Annotated in this window: 18 protein-coding genes; 5 read left to right on the forward strand and 13 right to left on the reverse strand. The window is 58.3% G+C overall.

Going from position 1 to position 19,780, the window contains the following annotated elements; translation table 11 throughout:
* Positions 1–6 precede the first annotated feature (6 nt).
* Positions 7–1,797 carry a cytochrome c biogenesis protein DipZ gene (locus tag PSH88_RS25400; protein ID WP_305423349.1) on the reverse strand — a complete coding sequence of 597 codons (1,791 nt, stop codon included), beginning with the start codon at positions 1,795–1,797 and terminating at the stop codon, positions 7–9.
* A 43-nt stretch (positions 1,798–1,840) separates the two neighbouring features.
* A complete protein-coding gene (msrB, locus tag PSH88_RS25405) occupies positions 1,841–2,356 on the reverse strand; it encodes a peptide-methionine (R)-S-oxide reductase MsrB (RefSeq protein ID WP_305423351.1) in 516 nt (171 codons plus the stop codon).
* A 153-nt stretch (positions 2,357–2,509) separates the two neighbouring features.
* Here msrB and PSH88_RS25410 point away from each other — a divergent pair, with 153 nt between their 5' ends.
* The 3 genes from PSH88_RS25410 (at position 2,510) to PSH88_RS25420 (ending at position 5,561) form a co-directional block, all read left to right on the forward strand.
* Complete coding sequence (locus tag PSH88_RS25410; protein ID WP_305423353.1) at positions 2,510–3,226, forward strand: response regulator transcription factor; 717 nt, start codon at positions 2,510–2,512, stop codon at positions 3,224–3,226.
* Positions 3,223–4,743 carry a sensor histidine kinase gene (locus PSH88_RS25415; protein WP_305423355.1) on the forward strand — a complete coding sequence of 507 codons (1,521 nt, stop codon included), beginning with the start codon at positions 3,223–3,225 and terminating at the stop codon, positions 4,741–4,743. The genes PSH88_RS25410 and PSH88_RS25415 overlap by 4 nt, the downstream gene beginning before the upstream one ends.
* Positions 4,744–4,856: 113 nt before the next feature.
* Positions 4,857–5,561: a hypothetical protein gene (locus PSH88_RS25420; RefSeq protein WP_305423357.1), complete on the forward strand. Its 705-nt coding sequence runs from the start codon at positions 4,857–4,859 to the stop codon at positions 5,559–5,561.
* Positions 5,562–5,632: 71 nt separating this feature from the next.
* Here PSH88_RS25420 and cyoE read toward each other — a convergent pair whose 3' ends face one another.
* The 11 genes from cyoE to PSH88_RS25475 form a co-directional block, all read right to left on the reverse strand.
* Positions 5,633–6,520, reverse strand: a complete 888-nt coding sequence (cyoE, locus tag PSH88_RS25425; RefSeq protein WP_305423359.1) for a heme o synthase — start codon at positions 6,518–6,520, stop codon at positions 5,633–5,635.
* 11 nt (positions 6,521–6,531) lie between these two features.
* The gene (cyoD, locus tag PSH88_RS25430) at positions 6,532–6,867 is read right to left on the reverse strand and encodes a cytochrome o ubiquinol oxidase subunit IV (RefSeq protein WP_305423361.1); all 336 of its coding nucleotides are present in this window, start codon (positions 6,865–6,867) and stop codon (positions 6,532–6,534) included.
* The gene (locus tag PSH88_RS25435) at positions 6,868–7,494 is read right to left on the reverse strand and encodes a cytochrome o ubiquinol oxidase subunit III (protein WP_305423363.1); all 627 of its coding nucleotides are present in this window, start codon (positions 7,492–7,494) and stop codon (positions 6,868–6,870) included.
* Between the two features lie 3 nt (positions 7,495–7,497).
* On the reverse strand, positions 7,498–9,528 hold the full coding sequence (gene cyoB / locus PSH88_RS25440; protein ID WP_305423365.1) for a cytochrome o ubiquinol oxidase subunit I: 2,031 nt from the start codon (positions 9,526–9,528) through the stop codon (positions 7,498–7,500).
* 3 nt (positions 9,529–9,531) lie between these two features.
* Positions 9,532–10,476: a ubiquinol oxidase subunit II gene (cyoA, locus tag PSH88_RS25445; protein ID WP_305423367.1), complete on the reverse strand. Its 945-nt coding sequence runs from the start codon at positions 10,474–10,476 to the stop codon at positions 9,532–9,534.
* Positions 10,477–11,304: 828 nt separating this feature from the next.
* The gene (locus PSH88_RS25450) at positions 11,305–11,814 is read right to left on the reverse strand and encodes a disulfide bond formation protein B (RefSeq protein ID WP_305423368.1); all 510 of its coding nucleotides are present in this window, start codon (positions 11,812–11,814) and stop codon (positions 11,305–11,307) included.
* Between the two features lie 327 nt (positions 11,815–12,141).
* Positions 12,142–12,594 (reverse strand): molybdopterin synthase catalytic subunit MoaE, encoded by a 453-nt coding sequence (gene moaE / locus PSH88_RS25455; RefSeq protein WP_305423370.1) that lies wholly within the window; start codon positions 12,592–12,594, stop codon positions 12,142–12,144.
* Positions 12,595–12,597: 3 nt separating this feature from the next.
* Positions 12,598–12,840 (reverse strand): molybdopterin converting factor subunit 1, encoded by a 243-nt coding sequence (moaD, locus tag PSH88_RS25460; protein WP_123719936.1) that lies wholly within the window; start codon positions 12,838–12,840, stop codon positions 12,598–12,600.
* Positions 12,837–13,310: a cyclic pyranopterin monophosphate synthase MoaC gene (gene moaC, locus PSH88_RS25465; protein ID WP_033035928.1), complete on the reverse strand. Its 474-nt coding sequence runs from the start codon at positions 13,308–13,310 to the stop codon at positions 12,837–12,839. Before moaC ends, moaD begins: the two co-directional genes overlap by 4 nt.
* A 231-nt stretch (positions 13,311–13,541) precedes the next feature.
* Positions 13,542–14,936, reverse strand: coding sequence for a PhoH family protein (locus PSH88_RS25470; protein WP_305423374.1), 1,395 nt, complete (start codon positions 14,934–14,936; stop codon positions 13,542–13,544).
* Positions 14,937–15,273: 337 nt separating this feature from the next.
* Positions 15,274–16,398 carry a polysaccharide deacetylase family protein gene (locus PSH88_RS25475; protein ID WP_305423376.1) on the reverse strand — a complete coding sequence of 375 codons (1,125 nt, stop codon included), beginning with the start codon at positions 16,396–16,398 and terminating at the stop codon, positions 15,274–15,276.
* A gap of 324 nt (positions 16,399–16,722) precedes the next feature.
* Here PSH88_RS25475 and yaaA point away from each other — a divergent pair, with 324 nt between their 5' ends.
* Together yaaA and PSH88_RS25485 are read left to right on the forward strand one after the other, a co-directional pair.
* A complete protein-coding gene (gene yaaA, locus PSH88_RS25480; protein ID WP_123501039.1) occupies positions 16,723–17,502 on the forward strand; it encodes a peroxide stress protein YaaA in 780 nt (259 codons plus the stop codon).
* An 819-nt stretch (positions 17,503–18,321) separates the two neighbouring features.
* Positions 18,322–19,638 (forward strand): nucleotide sugar dehydrogenase, encoded by a 1,317-nt coding sequence (locus tag PSH88_RS25485; protein ID WP_305423378.1) that lies wholly within the window; start codon positions 18,322–18,324, stop codon positions 19,636–19,638.
* Positions 19,639–19,780 lie beyond the last annotated feature (142 nt).

Raw genomic sequence — 19,780 nt, forward strand, 5'->3', positions numbered from 1 at the left:
AGGCTATCAACCGAACGTGAACGCATATGCCGACACACCGGGATCGAGAAACTCAATGCTAAATGTCCGGTCCTTTACGCCTGCGGTCTGGCGTACCAGTTGATACAACCGCTGCTCGGTGACGCTGCCGCTGCCATCGGGCGCCACGTCGACACCGTGGGCATCACCTGGGGGCTTGCCGTCAATCAACACTTTGAAACGCACCGGTTTGCCATCAGCACCTGGGCCCAATACCAAATGCAGATCGCGAGCGTGGAAGCGGTAGACGATACGACTGGCCGGGGCGTTCGAAACGGCCCGCTCCGGACCGACAGTCCACTGCCCATCCAGGCTCCAGCTATTGAGGGCCAGTTGTGATGGTGGGCTATAGGCCGCCAATTTGTCTGGCGCCAGATCGGTTTCAGCAACGAAATGCTCCGCCCGTCGGTAACCGACATAGGTTTCCGGCGATTGCACTTCATTCATGTCCGGGGCGAGCTGGACACCCTCGGCACGAGCATTGATCAGCCCGTCCGCGACCTTCGTGGCGCCCGCTTCACGCAGTAGTTGCTGAATCACTCGCTCCGATTCGGCGTATTTGCCTTCACCAAAGTGGTGATAACGAATGCGCCCCTGAGCATCGGCAAAATAGTGGGCTGGCCAGTATTGGTTGTTGAAAGCACGCCAGACCTTATAGTCGTTATCGATTGCCACCGGATAAGTGATGCCCAGATCTTTCATGGCTTTGGTGACGTTGCCTACATCACGTTCGAAGGCAAACTCGGGTGTATGGACGCCGATCACCACCAAGCCCTGATCGCGATACTTCTCGGCCCAGGCCTTCACATACGGAAGGGTGCGCAGGCAGTTGATGCAGGAGTAAGTCCAGAAATCCACCAGCACAACCTTGCCCTTCAAGGCCTGGGCAGTGAGAGGGGGTGAACTGAGCCATTGCACCGCGCCGTCCAGCGATGGAAGGTTGCCTTCAATCGGCAGTTCGCCCGGTATCTTGGCGGTCATCCTCATGCTGCCGGCGGGTTGATCCCCTCCCCGTGGAATCTGCGACATCATCGCCCCACTGTCGGAGGGCAACTTGTTACCGGCCAATCGGTTTACCAGCGCCTGCTCGATATCGCCAGTGGATGCCGTCGAGACCCGCGCCAGAATCCCGGTATCCAGCCCCAAGACGATCGCCACTACACCGGCCAGCATCGCGCCCCCCAAGCCTCGACGCAGCCACTCGCCTGCGCCTATCGAGCGCTTCATCGCGGCGAAGACTTTACCGCCCAGTAGCAGTGCCGCGGCGAGAGAGGTGGCAGCACCGGCCGCGTAAGCCAGTAGCAACAGGGTGGTGGCGATGTTTGCTCCTTGCAGCGCCGCGCCAGTCAGCAGCAGCCCCAGAATCGGCCCGGCGCAGGGCGCCCAGAGCAGGCCCGTGGCGACACCGATTAGCAACGATGCGCCGGGACGCGGCCGGGTATCGGCGCCCGCGGCTTCCGACAACCGACCACCGGCCGCCACCAATGGACGCGTCAGCCGCTCGGCCAACCGGGGCAGCAACAGCGTCAGCCCGAACAGTGCAACGAACAGCAACGCGAGCCAGCGACCGTACTGATTGACTTGCACCACCCAGCCGCCGCCCACCGCCGCCAACGAGGCGACGAGTGCGAAGGTCAGCGCCATCCCCGCCAGCAGCGGCAAGCCACTTTTCATAAACGGCTGCCCGGTGCGAGCGAAGACAAAGGGCAATACCGGCAGAATGCACGGGCTGACGATCGTCAGCACACCACCGAGATAAGCGAGGACCAGAAGCCACATAACGTCGACCTGCGTGAAGTGAGTGAAAGGAAGTGCCCATGGATTACGCCTGTGGCTTGAAAGTCAGCGCCAGGCCGTTCATGCAGTAGCGCAGACCGGTGGGCTTTGGTCCGTCTTCGAAAACATGACCCAAGTGACCGCCGCAGCGACGGCAGTGGACCTCTTCGCGCAGCACGCCGAAGGAACGGTCCTGACGGGTCGCCACCGCGTTATCCAGTGGTGCCCAGAAGCTCGGCCATCCAGTGCGACTGTCGAACTTGGTGTCGGAAGAAAACAACGGCAGATCACAACCGGCGCAGGCAAAAACGCCCTCCCGATGCTCGTTGTTCAGCGGGCTGCTGTAGGCCCGTTCGGTGCCCTCTTCACGCAGGATCTCGTACTGCTCGGCGCTGAGCATGGCGCGCCATTCGCCGTCGCTGTGGGTCACCTCGAAAACCTCCGCCGCACGGGCCTCATCGATCAGCGCGCCGCTTGCGGAAAATTTTGGCAATACACCGATCACCAGGGCTGCAGCCCCCAGCCCGCCGCTTGCTACGAGAAACTGTCGCCGTGAAAACATGGGCCTTCTCCAAAATTCCAGATGCCTTGCATGGAACACAGCCTAGGCTTGAGTTGATCGCCAAATCCTCACGAGGAGTTAAACAATTCGTGATAACTCAGCCTCAGGAAAACCCGCACAATGTGTTCATTGCGTCACAAAGGATTGAGCTCCATGGAACAGACCAAACGCGTCCTGGTGGTCGAGGACGACCTGCATATCGCCGACCTTATCTGCCTGCATCTTCGCGATGAGCAGTTCGAGGTGGTGCACTGCGCCGACGGCGATGAGGGCATGCGACTGCTGCAGCAAGGAAGCTGGGACGCACTGATCCTCGACCTGATGCTGCCCGGCGTCGACGGCCTCGAAATCTGCCGCCGCGCCCGGGCCATGGCCCGCTACACACCGATCATCATCACCAGCGCGCGCTCCAGCGAAGTGCATCGGATTCTGGGGCTGGAACTCGGCGCCGATGACTATCTGGCCAAACCGTTTTCCATGCTTGAGCTGGTGGCGCGGGTCAAGGCACTGCTGCGACGGGTCGACGCCATGGCCCGCAATCTGAAAATGGACGCCGGAAGCCTGATCATGGACGGCCTTTCCATCGACCCGATCACCCGTGAAGTTACCCTCGATGGCCGTCGCCTCGACCTCACACCACGGGAGTTCGACCTGCTGCACTTCTTCGCCCGCCAGCCTGGCAAAGTCTTCTCGCGCATGGACCTGCTCAATGCGGTGTGGGGCTACAGCCATGAAGGCTACGAACACACGGTCAACACCCACATCAACCGCCTGCGCGCCAAGATCGAAGCCGATCCGGCGCAGCCGGCGCGCATCCTCACGGTGTGGGGCCGTGGCTACAAATTCGCAGCAAGCGGAGAACAGCCATGAGGTTGACCCTGACCCAACGCCTGTCTCTGGTGTTCGCCGTGCTGTTGCTGGTGTGCAGCGGCACCTCGGTATGGATGCAGGTTCGCTCCAACCAGATGCATGAACTGGAAGTGGTGCAAGGCTTGTCGCGGGATCTGGCGCAACACATCGCCCACGACACCGTGCTGATGGACCGCAATGGCCCGATGCCCAATGCCGTGCGTGAACTGTTCAGCCAGCTGATGCTGGTCAATCCCAGTGTCGAGGTCTATCTGCTGGACACCGGCGGCCGAATTGTCGGCAGCGCCGCGCCCGAGGGCCGGATACGCCGGGAGCAGGTCGATCTGGTGCCTATCCAGCGTTTGCTCAAAGGCGAGGCATTGCCGATTCTCGGCGACGATCCGCGCAGCGTCGATGGTCGCAAGGTGTTCAGCGCCGCACCTTTGCGGGTCAACGGTCAGCCGGCCGGTTATCTCTACGTGGTGTTGCTCAGCGAGGAACACGACCGCTTCGCCGAGCGCGGCGCCACCAGCGCGGCGCTCAATACCGCGTTGTGGTCCATCGGGCTGGTGGCGTTGCTGTGCCTGATTGCCGGCCTCACGGCATTTGCCCTGATCACCCGACCATTGCGTCGTTTGACCGAGAAAGTCAGTCAGTTCGATATCAACGGCGTTCCGACCGCTTCGCCCGAACCTGAGCCTGCGCCCGTTGAAAAGGCCGCCAGTCACGATGAAATTGCCGTACTCGACGCGGCCTTTCGGCAGATGCAAGCGCGCCTCGGCGAGCAATGGCGCTCGCTGACCCGCCAGGATCAGGAGCGTCGCGAACTGGTGGCCAACATCTCCCACGACCTGCGCACACCACTGGCCTCGCTGCACGGTTACCTGGAAACCCTGTCGCTCAAGGACGCCACCTTGTCCCCCGCCGACCGCCGCCGCTATCTGGGGATCGCCCTGGATCAGAGCCGCAAGGTTGGCGGTCTGGCGCAATCGTTGCTGGAACTGGTGCGGCTGGAACACGGTTTCGTGCAACCGGTGCTGGAGCGCTTCTCCCTGACCGATCTGGTGCAGGACATTTTTCAGAAATTCGAACTCAATGCCGAAGCACGCCAGATTGAGCTCAAGGCAACCTTCGCGCCCAATGTCGCGGTGGCCTGCGCCGATCTGGGGCTGATCGAACGGGTGCTGACCAACCTGTTCGACAACGCCCTGCGCCATACGCCTCAAGGTGGAGAGATCGAACTCAGCCTACGCTCTCAGGGGGCTTTTATCGAAGTGACCGTCAGCGACACCGGCCCCGGCATCGCCCCCGAGTTGCGCGAAGGTCTGTTCCTGCGTCCGTTCAACATTGGCGGTGCGCGACGCGATGGCGGACTGGGGCTGCGGATCGTGCACCGGATCCTGCAATTGCACGGTCGCGAGATTGAGCTGATCGATGTACCCGGACGCGGCGCGACCTTTCGTTTCTCCTTGCCGGTGGACGAGCAAACGGCGGAGCAATGGATGGCGCGGTCTAAAACCTCTCACCAAAAATACTGACCAGCCACCTGTTCATCCGTGACAACGCAGCGCAGGTCCAATAGATTAGGCGGCCTGAAAAGGCCTCGTGCTTTCTCGCCTCAATCCAAGTTAAAAGAAGTAGTGAAATTTCAATGTCCGATTCCAATACCGCTGAATCCGTAGTCACCTTGTCGTCCAAAGCGGAATACGAAAACTCCATCAATCTTTCACAGCACGTGCCACAGGCCAAGACCATCAGCGAGATGGTCCTGGACGCTTTTCAATCCACCCGGGAAAGCGACCAGATCCGCGAACTGCGCGCCGCGATTCGCCAGGCTCACGACAGCTTCGATGACGATAAAGCCTACGAATTGATGGGCGAACTCAAGCAATTGAAAGACGCCGAAGCGGCCGACATTGCCGCCCTGGAAGACCTGAGCAGCAAATTCCCGATCAGCCGCATTCTGTCCAGCTTCAAGGACGACCCGGCGTTTCAGGAAATCGTTTATGGCTTGGCGCTGAAAGTGCTGAACCAGACTCACCAGGCGATCAGCAACCCGAGCAGCGGCAAGAGCAAAGCGGCTCGCGCCAAAAAAGAAGTCGAAGTGTTCACCATCAGCAAGGATGGCATCAGCGTCACCCTGCCCCTGCGCACCCCGCGCTCGCGCCTGAACGTTGACCGTGAAGCGCTGGAGTTCCTGGGCTTCACTTTCGTCGGCGAAGGCGATGAAGCCGAGCTGGAAAGCGAAACGTTCCTGGACAATGCCGGGGCCGAGCAAGCGGTCAACCGCAAGAACATCATCACCGCGCTTCAGCAACAAACCGCGTTCGACGGCTACAGCATCGCCGCGCAGTAACGCTAAACGCTGCACATAAAAATCCCCGCCATTCTCTCGAAGGGCGGGGCTTTCTTTACAGCATTCGAAGCTTAAGGCGCGTAAGTCAGCAACAGCTCACTCGGCACTTTAAAATCCAGCGACATCATCACGCTCAACGCAGTAATGGTGAAGATCGAGAACACGAACAGCTTGCGTGCCCAGACCGTGTCATCCACTGCCTTGTAACCGGTCCAGGCCATGTACAGCCAGTACATGCCCATGGCCGCGGCGACGGCGAGGTAGCTCATGCCGGCGTAGCCGCTGAAGGTCAGCATCAAGGTCGCTACGAGGAACGCCAGGATGTAGAGCAGGATGTGCTTCTTGGCCACTTGAATCCCGCGCTTCACCGGCAACACCGGAATCGATGCGGCCAGGTAATCGTTGAAGCGGAAGATCGCGATAGCGTAGGAATGCGGCATCTGCCACAGGCTGAACATCACCAGCAGCGTCAGTGCGGCCATGTCGAAGCTGTTAGTCACAGCCACATAGCCAATCACCGGCGGCATCGCCCCCGACAGACTGCCCACCAGCGTGCCGTGAACCGACTTGCGCTTGAGGTACAGGCTGTAGAAGCCGACGTAGATGACAAAGCCGATCACCGCGAACAAAGCGGCCAAAGGGTTGGCCACTTTGTACAACAATGCAACGCCGAGAACACCCAGGACGGTCGCAAAAGCCAGGGCCAGTTTCAGGGAGATCAAGCCCTGGACCAGCACCCGGTTCTTGGTGCGTTCCATCTTCAGGTCGATGTCGCGGTCGATGCAGTTGTTGAACACGCAACCGGAAGCCACCACCAGGGACGTGCCGATCATCGCAGCCAGGAAGATGGCCAGATCGACATGCCCTTTGGAGGCCAGGAAAAATCCGCCTGCCACAGAAAGCACGTTACCGAAAATGATCCCCGGTTTGGTGATTTGGATAAAGTGCTTAAAGGACATCCGGACTTTCCTCAGTGCGCCATCATGTTGGTGTGGATGCTGAACATGATCCACAGCGACAGGCCGACCAACAGGACGATTACCAGTGCAGCGAAGACCAACGCGATCACGTTGTTACGCTGGGCGGCGGAGCGGTCCAGGTGGAGGAAGTAAACCAGGTGGACGAACACCTGGATCACAGCGAAGGCCAGAACGATCCACAGGGTCATGGCTTTTGGCAGCGATGGGTACATCACCAGGCCAAAAGGAATGACGGTCAGGATCACCGACAGAATGAAACCGATAGCGTAGGACTTGACGCTGCCGTGGCCGGCGTCGTGGCTATCGTGGGAATGAGCGTTAGCCATTTACATAGTCCCCATCAGATAAACAACGGTGAATACGCAGATCCACACCACGTCCAGGAAGTGCCAGAACAGGCTCAGGCAGCTCAGACGGGTCTTGTTGGTCGCCGTCAGGCCGTTTTTCTGCACCTGATACATCATGATCGCCATCCAGATCAGACCGCTGGTCACGTGCAGACCGTGGGTGCCGACCAGGGTAAAGAACCCGGACAGGAAGCCGCTGCGGCTAGGGCCGTAGCCTTCGGCGATCAGGATGTGGAACTCGTTGATCTCCATGGCGATAAAGCCGGCGCCCAACAGGAAGGTCATGGCCAACCAGCCCAGTACCTGGGTTTTCTTGCCCCTGAACAACGCCAGCATGGCGAAGCCGTAGGTGATCGAGCTGAACAGCAGCAGAGCGGTTTCGCCCAGTACGTATGGCAGCTCGAAGATGTCGTGGCCCGACGGGCCACCCGCTACGTTGTTAACCAGTACCGCGTACACCGCGAAGATCGACGCAAACAGAATGCAGTCGGTCATCAGGTAGAGCCAGAAACCGTATACGGTCATCTCGCCCGAGTCGTGGTGATGGTCATCATGCCCATGTCCATCGACATGGGTGTGTCCAGCATTGGTCACTAAGTTCGACATGGTTTAAGCCTGTTCCAACGAGGTTTCAACACGGGTGGCGGTGGCTGGAACTTTCCCGGCCGCTACCAGACGCTTGTGCTGCTCGGCTTCGATGCGCTCGATCACGTCGACCGGCACCATATAGCCTTGATCATCACGCGCAGCGTGGATCACGAAGTACACCACGGTGCCGACCAGACCGACGATGGCCAACCACCAGATGTGCCAGATCATCGCGAAACCGAACACGGTCAACAGAGCACCCATGACCACACCGGTCGCGGTGTTGTTTGGCATGTGGATCGGCTCGTACCGGCTAGGCGCCTGGTACGCGGTGCCGTTTTCCTTGGCTTCGGTGAACGGGTCGATGGTTTCTGCTTTTGGCAGCACGGCAAAGTTGTAGAACGGTGGTGGCGACGAAGTCGACCATTCCAGGGTGTGGGCATTCCACGGGTCGCCGTGTTCGCACATGTTCTCTGGCTTGTTGCGATCGCGCACACTGACGTACAGCTGGATCAGTTGGCAGGCGATACCGACGGCAATCATCACCGCACCGAACATGGCAACGTACAGGTACGGCACCCACTCAGGGTTGGTGGTGGCGTTCAGACGACGGGTCATGCCCATGAAGCCCAGTGCATAGAGCGGCATGAACGCGACGAAGAAGCCCGAGATCCAGAACCAGAACGCTGCCTTGCCCCAACCTTCGTGCAGCTTGAAGCCGAACGCTTTCGGGAAGTAGAAGGCAAAGCCTGCGATGTAACCGAATACCGCACCGCCGATGATCACGTTGTGGAAGTGAGCGATCACGAACAGGCTGTTGTGCAGGACGAAGTCAGCACCCGGAATGGCCAGCAGTACGCCGGTCATGCCGCCGATGGCGAAGGTCACCATGAAGCCCAGGGTCCAGAGAACCTGGCTGGTGAAACGCAGACGGCCTTGATAAATGGTGAACAGCCAGTTGAATAGCTTCACACCCGTCGGGATCGAAATCAGCATCGTCGCCAGACCGAAGAAGGCGTTGACGCTGGCACCCGAACCCATGGTGAAGAAGTGGTGCAGCCAGACCATGAAGCCCAGGATCGAGATCGCGCCGCTGGCGTAGATCATCGAGTGGTGGCCGAACAGTTTCTTGCCGGAGAAGGTCGAGATGACTTCGGAGAAGATCCCGAATGCCGGCAGAATCAGGATGTAAACCTCAGGGTGACCCCAAGCCCAGAACAGGTTGACGTACATCATTGGATTACCACCAAGTTCATTGGTGAAAATGTGGAAATCCATGTAACGGTCAAGCGTCAGCAGTGCCAGGGTAGCGGTCAGGATCGGGAACGAAGCCACGATCAGGACGTTGGCCCAGGTGCAAGTCCAGGTGAAGATCGGCATGTCCATCAGCTTCATGCCCGGGGTACGCATTTTCAGCACGGTGGCCAGGAAGTTGACCCCCGTCAGCGTCGTACCTAGCCCGGATAGCTGTAGCGCCCAAATGTAGTAATCCATCCCCACGCCCGGACTGTATTGCAGGCCCGACAGCGGCGGATAGGCAACCCAGCCGGTCTTGGCGAATTCGCCAACGCCCAGGGACAGGTTGATCAGCACCACGCCGGAAACCAGCAGCCAGAAGCTCAGGGAGTTCAGGAACGGGTAGGCAACGTCACGCGCACCGATCTGCAGCGGCACTGCAAGGTTCATCAGGCCGGTGAAGAATGGCATCGCCATGAAGATGATCATGATCACACCGTGAGCGGTGAAGATCTGGTCATAGTGTTCAGGTGGCAGGTAGCCAGGCGAACCCTCGGTGGCCATGGCCAACTGGGTACGCATCATGATGGCGTCGGCAAAACCGCGCAGCAGCATGACCATGGCGACGATGATGTACATCACGCCGATTTTCTTGTGGTCGACCGAGGTCAGCCACTCGGTCCACAAATAGGTCCACTTCTTGAAGTAGGTGATTGCAGCGAACAGTGCCAGACCACCGAGCGCGATCATGGCGATGGTCACCATCACGATCGGCTCGTGGAACGGGACCGCTTCCCAACTTAATTTACCAAACATCGTTTACTCCTCTGCCCCGGCAGCTGAATGCGAGTTCATGTCCATTCCTTGCGTAGCGGCCACTTCTTTCTCTTTCTTCTCGTGCTTCACCTTCGGACCCGGTTTCATGCCTTCGTACTTGTCGACGATGATCTGGAACAGGTTCGGCGTGACCGAGGAGTAGAGCTCGACTGGGTTGTTCTGGCTTGGCTTGGAAAGGGCTTCGTATTCAGCTTTTTCAAGCTGTTTAGGTGCCTTTTTGACTTCGCTTACCCAGGCGTCGAAATCTTCCTGAGAGGTGGCGATCGCTTTGAACTTCATGCCGGTGAAACCCGCGCCGCTGTAGTTGGCGGAGATTCCGTCCATTTCAGCGTTCTGGTTGGCGATCAGGTGCAGTTTGGTCTGCATGCCGGCCATCGCGTAAATCTGGCCGCCCAGGGCCGGGATGAAGAACGAGTTCATCACGGAGTCGGACGTCACCTTGAAGTTGATCGGCGTGTGGGCCGGGAACACGATCTTGTTGACCGTGGCGATGCCTTGCTCCGGATAGATGAACATCCACTTCCAGTCCAGCGCGACCACTTCAATGGTGATCGGCTTGACGTCGGATTCCAGCGGCTTGTAAGGGTCCAAAGCGTGGGTCGACTTGTAGGTGATGTAACCCAGGGCAATGATGATCAGTACCGGGATCGTCCACACTGCGATTTCGATCTTGGTGGAGTGCGACCACTTCGGCGTGTACACGGCGTCGGTGTTGGACGCGCGGTATTTCCAGGCGAACAGGAAGGTCATGACGATGACCGGCACGACGACCAACAGCATCAGCAGCGTTGCGGTGATGATCAGGTTTCGCTCATCCAGGCCGACCTGGCCCTTGGGATCGAGCAAGGTCATGTTGCAGCCTCCCAGCAACAACGTGCCGAGCAGCGGCAATAAGCCTAGTAGTCTGGGGTACCTGTTTTTACTCATCTCACGACCTCTAAAGCAGCTTGCGCAATGCAGTTGGGTTTTGATCGCCAACACTTCACCCTGCCAAGGGTTGGCATTTTTCTTGGATTGAATAAGGGCCTGCCCGTCGCGCGTCAGACGCTGTTCGACAATTGCTGGGCCTGCGGTGAGTTCTTATTCGAATTCGTGGTCAAGGGCCTTGTTACAGACCAATTCCATTTGGTGCGGATAGTCGGAAGGCACCGACACCTGGGAGTCGCATGAAGCCATCAGGCCTCTCGACACCCTAATTCTGCTCATGCACCTGAGTAAGGGAGAGCAGTGCCGGGAATTCAGTGCGGGCGATTGTAGATACGTAACGATTCATAAACCATGTCTCATCCCGAAATAATTTTTATCCGATCCAGCAACAATCATTAACGGCTTTTGCAAAAGTGCGCCATGGTATCGAAATTAATTCTCAACAAAAACACCAAAAATTGTAGGTCTACCACGCGAAGTTCAGACAGCTTCCAAGGCTCTGCGCTCGCCTTCGAGCCTGCTCTACACCCTATGCGACAAGGGCTTTGGCAATTTGCCAGGCCCTGTTAAAACTGCCTGTTTCGACTGACGAGCATCGAAACCGGGAGCGCTTGGAAGAGCAGGTTTTTGGTGCGAAGCGATGCCCTGAATCAGCGATTTGAAATGCCTTGCGACACTCAAGCTGTGACAACATGTCGCATACGTGTCGCACCCTTCCTTGTCGAGCATCAAGGTCTTTTTACCTGGCCTGCGAATATGCAAAACGCCCCGGCCTCTCAACGAGAACCGGGGCGTTTTTTGTTTCCTGCAACGGTATGGCGAACAGCCTTAGCGCAGCGCTTTGCGGTTACGCGAAATGAGCAGCGGCACCAGCACCACGATCAGCACGAACGCCAGCAGCGCCCATTGTGCCAGGGACAAGCCGAGGATCGGCGGGTACGGCGTCGAGCAGAAGCCATCGACCTGGAAGCCCAGCGGGAAGATCTTCGCCAGCGGCAGACCGTCGACGATCGGTTGCAGCACATCGATGCCGCAACTGACCGCGGGATAAAACTGGGTGTAGACGTGATGCCCGGCCACCCCGGCGCCCGCAATGGCGCAGATCACCACCAACGCTTCGAACAGCGTGATGCTGCGGCGGGTACGCGTCGCTGCGCCGATAAAGGCGAACAGCGCAATCAGCAACAGCGCGTAGCGTTGCAGGATGCACAGGGGGCACGGTGCCTCGCCCAGAGCCACTTGCATGTACAGCGCGCCACCGATCAGCGCCAGGCAGATAATGCCCAGCAACACCAGATAGCGCCGTTCACGTCCCAACCGCATCGTTTCCTCGCTCATCGCGTTTCCCTTTTGTGTCCGTGGATCAGCTCGTCGGCGGCCGCGCTTGCAGCAGCTGTATCAGGCTGATGTTGTCTTCGATATGCCCACTGGCGGCAATGCGACCGTTGTCGATCGGATATCGATTGCCCGGAAGTCTACACGCTGACCTGATCTTTGAGAGCCTTGAACGCCCCCTGAACCCGGCCTTCGGGCGGCAATGCCTGTGGCGAGGGAGCTTGCTCGCTCGCCACAAAGCAATGTCGGAAATAAACGATAAACCGGTTAAGAACGGATTAACTTTCAAGTGCTTTTCAAGAATCGAGCCCGTGAAGACGGATCGATTGCTTACTGCTTCCAGCGATCTGCCGCCGCGTGATCGCTGTCACGCCCTTCCACCCAACGCGGCCCATCACGGGTGTTTTCTTTCTTCCAGAACGGCGCGCGGGTTTTCAGGTAGTCCATGACAAAGGCACAGGCATCGAACGCCGCCTGACGGTGAGCGCTGGCGGCGCCGACGAAGACGATCGGTTCGCCCGGCTCCAGCGCGCCGATGCGGTGCAACACTTCCAGCTTTAACAGCGGCCAGCGCTGCTCGGCCTCCAGGGCAATCTTGCCCAAGGCTTTTTCGGTCATGCCGGGGTAGTGCTCAAGGAACATCCCGGCGACGTCGAGGCCGTCATTGAAGTCGCGCACGTAGCCGACAAAACTGACCACCGCACCGACGCCCACATTGGCAGCGTGCATGGCGTTGACTTCAGCACCCGGGTCGAACGGTGTGGACTGCACGCGAATCGCCATGGCTCAGCCCCCGGTCACGGTCGGAAAAAACGCCACTTCATCGCCATCGCTCACCGGTTCGTCGAGCTGACAAAGGTCTTCGTTGCGGGCGCACATCAGGTTCTGTTCGCTCAGCACTTCGGCGCCGTCACGTTGGGCCAGCAGCGCGCGCACATCGTCGACCGTGGAAAAATCACCTTCGACCTTCACCGAGTCCACGCCGAGCGCTTCACGGTAACGGGCGAAAAACTTCACAGTAACGTTCATGGCTGATCCGCCCGGAAATGGCCGCTCTTGCCGCCGAGTTTCTCCAGCAGCCGCACACTCTCGATGGTCATGCCACGGTCCACGGCCTTGCACATGTCATAGATAGTCAGCGCCGCGACGCTGGCGGCGGTCAGCGCTTCCATTTCGACACCGGTCTGCCCGGACAACTTGCAGCACGCCACGATACGCACGGTGTCGTCGCCTTCGGCACTGAGTTCGACTTTGACGCCGGTGAGCATCAACGGGTGGCACAGAGGAATCAGATCGCTGGTTTTCTTCGCCGCCTGGATGCCGGCAATTCGCGCCACGGCGAACACGTCCCCCTTGGGATGGCCGCCACTGACGATCATCTGCAGGGTTTCGGGCAGCATGCGCACCAGCGCTTGGGCCGTCGCTTCACGGAACGTCACGGTTTTTTCAGTGACGTCGACCATATTGGCGCGACCTTGGGAATCGAGATGAGTCAGCACAGGGATACTCCTGATCAGGAGCATCGATTGTAAACCTGTGGGTCAATTTTCCGCACGTTTGATTATGCGTTTACACCGAACCCTGTGGGAGCGTGGCTTGCCCGCGATGCAGGCGCTGCGGTTCAACAGGGACACCTCGGTGATGCCATCGCGGGCAAGCCCGCTCCCACAGGGTTATTCGTCAGGCATAAAAAAACCGGGCGGCTTTGGGCCGCCCGGTTCTGGTGAGGGTTACAGATGCGATTCGGCGTATTCGGCCAGAATCGAGCGTGGCACCCCTTGCAGGGTGATATGCACACCGTTGGGGAAATCCTTGAAGCGCTCGGTCAGATAAGTCAGCCCGGAGCTGGTCGCGGACAGGTAAGGGGTATCGATCTGCGCCAGGTTGCCCAGGCACACCACTTTGGAACCGGCGCCCGCACGGGTGATGATGGTTTTCATCTGGTGCGGCGTGAGGTTCTGGCACTCATCGATCAGGATCAGACTCTGCTGGAAGCTGCGGCCTCGAATGTAGTTGAGGGATTTGAACTGCAACGGCACTTTGCTGAGGATGTAGTCGACACTGCCATGGGTGTTTTCGTCATCCATGTGCAAGGCTTCGAGGTTGTCGGTGATGGCGCCGAGCCAAGGCTCCATTTTTTCCGCTTCGGTGCCGGGCAGGAAGCCGATTTCCTGGTCCAGCCCCTGCACGCTGCGGGTGGCGATGATGCGCCGGTAGCGTTTGCTGACCATGGTCTGCTCGATGGCCGCCGCCAGGGCCAGGATGGTTTTACCGGAACCGGCCGCGCCGGACAGGTTGACCAGGTGAATATCCGGATCGAGCAAGGCGTACAGCGCCAGGCTTTGATAGATGTCACGCGGTTTCAGGCCCCAGGCTTCCTGGTGCAACAGAGGTTCCTGATGCAGATCGAGGATCAGCAACTTGTCGACCTGGATTTCCTTGATCCAGCCGACAAAGCCCTGTTCGTCGATGATGAACTCGTTGACGTGTACCGCGGGCAGGTTGTCGATCAACTGCACTTGATGCCAGGTGCGGCCATGATCCTGCCGGGTTTCGACTTTGCTCACCCGATCCCAGAACGAACCGGTCATGGTGTGATAACCGTTGGGCAGCAACGAAACGTCGTCGACCAGTTGGTCGGTGCTGTAGTCCTCGGCCGCAATCCCGCAAGCCCGGGCCTTGAGGCGCATGTTGATGTCTTTTGTGACCAGCACCACGGGCAGTTTTGCATCGCGCGCGCGCAGGTCGATCAACTGGTTGATGATGATGTTGTCGTTCAGATGCTCGGGCAGAATGATGTTCGGTTCAGTGCGCTTGCTCATCAGAATTGACAGCAAACCCTTGGGCCCACTCTTGCCGCGCTGGATCGGTACGCCGAGTTCGACGTCTTCGGGGCTGGCATCGCCCAGCGTCTTGTCGATCAGGCGAATCGCCTGGCGGCATTCCGCGGCAACGCTGTGATGCCCGCTCTTGAGCTTGTCCAGCTCTTCAAGCACGGTCATCGGGATGGCGACGTGGTGTTCTTCGAAATTAAGCAGGGCGTTTGGATCGTGAATCAATACGTTGGTATCGAGTACATAAAGGATTGGCTGGTTGGAAGAAGGGCTACGTCCGTGATCATCCATACTCGGTCACCTTTGTGGGAGCCAGTCGACGCAATACCATGACAGTGCTGCGCCTCGAAGTGGCCGCCGAATTCACCTGCGAGGAGTCAAGTGAACTGCACACAAACTGGGGTCTTGGGAGACGCCACCTGTGTTGCAGGTTTCGGCGGTCTGTCTTCGTAATACTCCAAAACATGTGACAGAAAAAAGCACTTTGACGTTTTTTTGAAGTTTATTTTTCAGAGTGACGAATAGCCCTTGGCGTGCAGGCAATGTGCCGTTAAAGTCGGAAGTCCGCCTGCACCGATTTCTCTCCAGAAATCGCCCCTCCCCCAATGTTTACGGCCTGTCGCAGTTTTCAGCGAAACGCGTCCTGACAGTCTGCCCAACCGATCCCGCTTGGCGCCGTTTGCGTAATGAGCCAAGGCATCGCCGTTTTCAGCGCATCCTGCTTCACATTGAAATTGATCACCCCGTGCCGCCACAGCAGCATCAGGGTCAACACCCGTTGTGCGCTCTGGCTGCCCTTGAGCTTGCCGGCGCCATCCTGGGCATCGATATCCCACAATGCCACCTGCAAGCCCTGAGACGTGAAGAAGCCTTCAGCATCGGATCGACGTTGACCATCGGGCGGGCGAAACAACGGGACGTAATTCTCCGGCAGCTTGCCTTTGACCAGCTCGGTGCTGCGTCGCACCGAGTCCTGCCAGTCCTGCCAGTGGCTGTGGGAGCGAAACTCCCAGCCTTGCACGCCAACGCATTGCTGCGAATAAGTCCCTTGCAGGCTGGCCACAGAACGCTCGGCCAGACGGGCCTGCATGTCCTTGCCGAGGACGAAGAACGTAGCGCTCATGTTGGATTTGCGCAGGTACTCGGTGACCCAGGCCGTGTTATCTGGCGTGGCATTGGCGGCGCTGTCGAAGGTCAGCAGGAACAGCCGGTCATTCATGGCATCGCCATTACGCTCATAGTCGCCAAAACGATCGACTTCGCTGCTGGTCTGCGGGAATAGCGCGGCCTTGCGTAACTGCTCGTCCAGGTACTGGGCGTGGAACAACCGGCTCGGCTCGGCCCACTTTATGTAATAGCTGTCGTCGCTCACCTGAAACTTGGCCGCTTGCTCACGCAAGGTGGCCATGTCCTCGACCAGGAAACAGAAGGAAGCATCCTGATCGCAACTCTGTTGGGCGAAGTTGTAATTGCTCAGCAAACGCTGCCACATGCGTTGGCGCAGCTGGTTGACCGAGTCCAGATTGAGGGTGCGCAGGCCCAGGCGTTGAGCCAGGCTCGCTTCATCCAGCGACTCACTGGCCAGCAGAACCCGGGCAAACATGAGGATTTCGGCCCGCGAGGCGACGTCGAACAGCGTCGGGTTACTGAGCTGTTCAGGCCAGGTGCTGCGATCAAGCGTCGCCACATCGCCCGGCGCTGCCATGGCGCCGAAGCTCAAGAGCCAGGCCGAGAATAGAAAAACGATACGCAATGGGATGTCTCCATAACAAAACCCGCGCGGCACTATAGCCGATCGCCTTCACATTACCGCAGCAGCACCGAACTCATTGTGGCGAGGGAGCTTGCTCCCGTTGGGCTGCGAAGCAGCCCTCAAACCGACAAATACATTCCCTTAGAAAAACACATGCGCCTGTATTGCGACCGCTTCGCGCTCGAGCGGGAGCAAGCTCCCTCGCCACAGGATCTCCCTCTGCTACAAAACCTGGTTACACCACCGATCACCTATGGACTTGATAGCTGGAGTCAACGCAGACAACCCCCTAGAATCGCCGCCACGATTAAAGGAGACGACTTCATGCTGATGGTGATTTCCCCCGCCAAGACCCTCGATTACGAAACACCGCCGGCGACCCAGCGCTTCACTCAGCCGCAATACCTCGACCATTCCCAGGAACTGATCCTGCAACTGCGCGACCTGACACCGGCGCAGATCAGCGAGCTGATGCACGTCTCCGACAAGATCGGTGGCCTCAATGCCGCGCGTTTCGGTAGCTGGACCCCAGCCTTCACCCCAGCCAACGCCAAGCAGGCCTTGCTGGCATTCAAGGGCGACGTGTACACCGGCCTGAATGCACAAACCTTCAGCGAAGCCGACTTCGATTACGCCCAACAACACTTGCGCATGCTCTCCGGCCTGTACGGCCTGCTGCGTCCTCTGGACCTGATGCAGCCCTATCGGCTGGAGATGGGCACCAAACTGGCCAATGCCCGTGGCAAGGACTTGTACGCCTTCTGGGGGACGCGGATCAGCGAATGGCTGAACGAAGCCTTGGCCGATCAAGGCGATGACGTGCTGCTGAACCTGGCCTCCAACGAGTACTTCTCGGCGGTCAAACGCAGTGCCCTGAACGCGCGCATCATCAACACCGAGTTCAAGGATCTGAAGAACGGCCAGTACAAAATCATCAGCTTCTACGCGAAAAAGGCCCGCGGGATGATGAGCCGCTTCGTCATCGAAGAACGCATCAATGACCCGGTCGCCCTCAAGCAGTTCGACGTTCAGGGTTATCGCTACAGCGCCGAACAGTCTAAACCGGACAATCTGGTGTTCCTGCGCGATCACGCACCGGAGTAATAGAGCCTGCACTAAGTCAGCGCACGACACCCATTACTTCGTCGTGCGCGTTCCCTTTGATCGTCGAACAATCCCTTCCTTTTCGCCGCTTTATTGGCGCCAATATTCAAGCACTCCATTTTCTAACTTTAGTTTCACTCGACATTGAACATTTTTTTCAGTAGTGGCACTGAAAAATTTTACGCGTAGTGGCAAAAAAATATCCAAACCAACAATCACCCCATATATCAAGGCCCAAACGGCAAGTGCTATCAATATGAGAGCAGTGCCATCTTTTTCAATATTGCAAGAAATTTCAGAATTCGCGATGGGTGGACAGGAACTATGTCCAAATGCGCCGCTCATACCACCGGTAACGATTCTCTCGGTGATTGTGCGAGATAACTTACACAGACAAGGGATCCATGTAGCGAAGTTGTCATACTTACTTGGGCTTACTGATCACTTATTTGGGCAACACATGAAGGACAGGAGATAACGCACCATTACTATCCCCTACAAGGCCACGGCTGCGCCCCTATAAACGTGCTCACCTGAGCACCCAACCGCTTGATTTACGGGCTTTCGGGCCTGGCATTGAGCGCGCAAAACCTTTGCACCGAAGTCTTCGGAAAAGAGGATCGGCTGCATAACAGGGCAAGTCATAACAATAAGGCCTGGTTGCGCACACCTTGAGTGCACTTATTTAGACACTCGGAACTTAGTATGCCTGCACACGGCATTGTGGCGCCTTTAAGTCGCACTTGCGAGTGCACTATGACCGCTGAACACCATTAACTCCGGCCATGTAATGGCTTGATAAACACAGAGGTAATTGCGATGCGCATCAGCATATTTGGTTTGGGTTACGTCGGCGCAGTATGTGCCGGTTGCCTGTCTGCACGGGGCCATGACGTCGTTGGCGTCGATGTTGCCAAAGACAAAATCGATATGATCAACGCCGGCAAATCGCCGATCGTTGAACCGGGTTTGGGCGAACTTCTGCACAAGGGTATCGAGACGGGCAAATTGCGCGGCACGACCAACTTCGCCGAGGCGATTCGCGACACCGACCTGTCGATGATCTGCGTCGGTACGCCGAGCAAGAAGAACGGCGATCTGGAACTGAACTACATCGAAGCCGTGTGCCGCGAGATCGGTTTTGTCCTGCGTGACAAGACCACCCGCCACACCATCGTGGTTCGCAGCACCGTACTGCCGGGCACCGTGGCAAACGTGGTGATCCCGATCCTCGAAGACTGCTCCGGCAAGAAAGCCGGTGTCGATTTCGGCGTTGCAGTGAACCCTGAGTTCCTGCGTGAAAGCACCGCGATCGCCGACTACGACCTGCCACCAATGACCGTTATCGGCGAGTTCGACAAGGCCTCGGGTGACGTTCTGCAATCGCTGTACGAAGAACTCGACGCACCGATCATCCGCAAGGACATCGCCGTTGCCGAGATGATCAAGTACACCTGCAACGTATGGCACGCCACCAAGGTGACCTTCGCCAACGAGATCGGCAACATCGCCAAAGCCGTCGGTGTCGACGGTCGCGAAGTGATGGAAGTGGTCTGCCAGGACAAGACACTGAACCTGTCCCAGTACTACATGCGCCCAGGCTTTGCGTTCGGCGGCTCTTGCCTGCCAAAAGACGTCCGCGCCCTGACCTACCGCGCCGGTTCCCTGGACGTGGAAGCACCGCTGCTCAACTCGCTGATGCGCAGTAACGTGTCCCAGGTGCAGAACGCCTTCGACATCGTCTCCAGCCATGACAAACGCAAAGTCGCCCTGCTGGGTCTGAGCTTCAAGGCCGGCACCGACGACCTGCGCGAAAGTCCACTGGTTGATCTGGCGGAAATGCTGATCGGCAAGGGCTACGACCTGAGCATCTACGACAGCAACGTCGAGTACGCCCGCGTTCATGGTGCGAACAAGGATTACATCGAGTCGAAGATCCCTCACGTCTCGTCCTTGCTCAACTCCAACTTCGACGACGTGATCGCCAACTCTGACGTGATCATCCTCGGCAACCGTGACGAGAAATTCCGCGCCCTGGCGCTGGAAGCTCCACACGGCAAGCAAGTGGTCGACCTGGTTGGCTTCATGTCCAAAGCCACCAGCGTGAGTGGCCGGACCGAAGGCATCTGCTGGTAACACCTTCCCCGTAGGAGCCAGGCTTGCCGGCGAACCAGGCGACGTGATGTGTCAGGTCCGCCGCCTTCGCGGGCAAGCCTCGCTCCTGCAGGTCTGATGAGATCGACTTGGCTTTCTACGCCTGCCTTAACCCCATCGGGCC

Origin of the sequence: Pseudomonas wuhanensis, assembly GCF_030687395.1 — a bacterium.
In the GTDB taxonomy this organism is placed as follows: domain Bacteria; phylum Pseudomonadota; class Gammaproteobacteria; order Pseudomonadales; family Pseudomonadaceae; genus Aquipseudomonas; species Aquipseudomonas wuhanensis.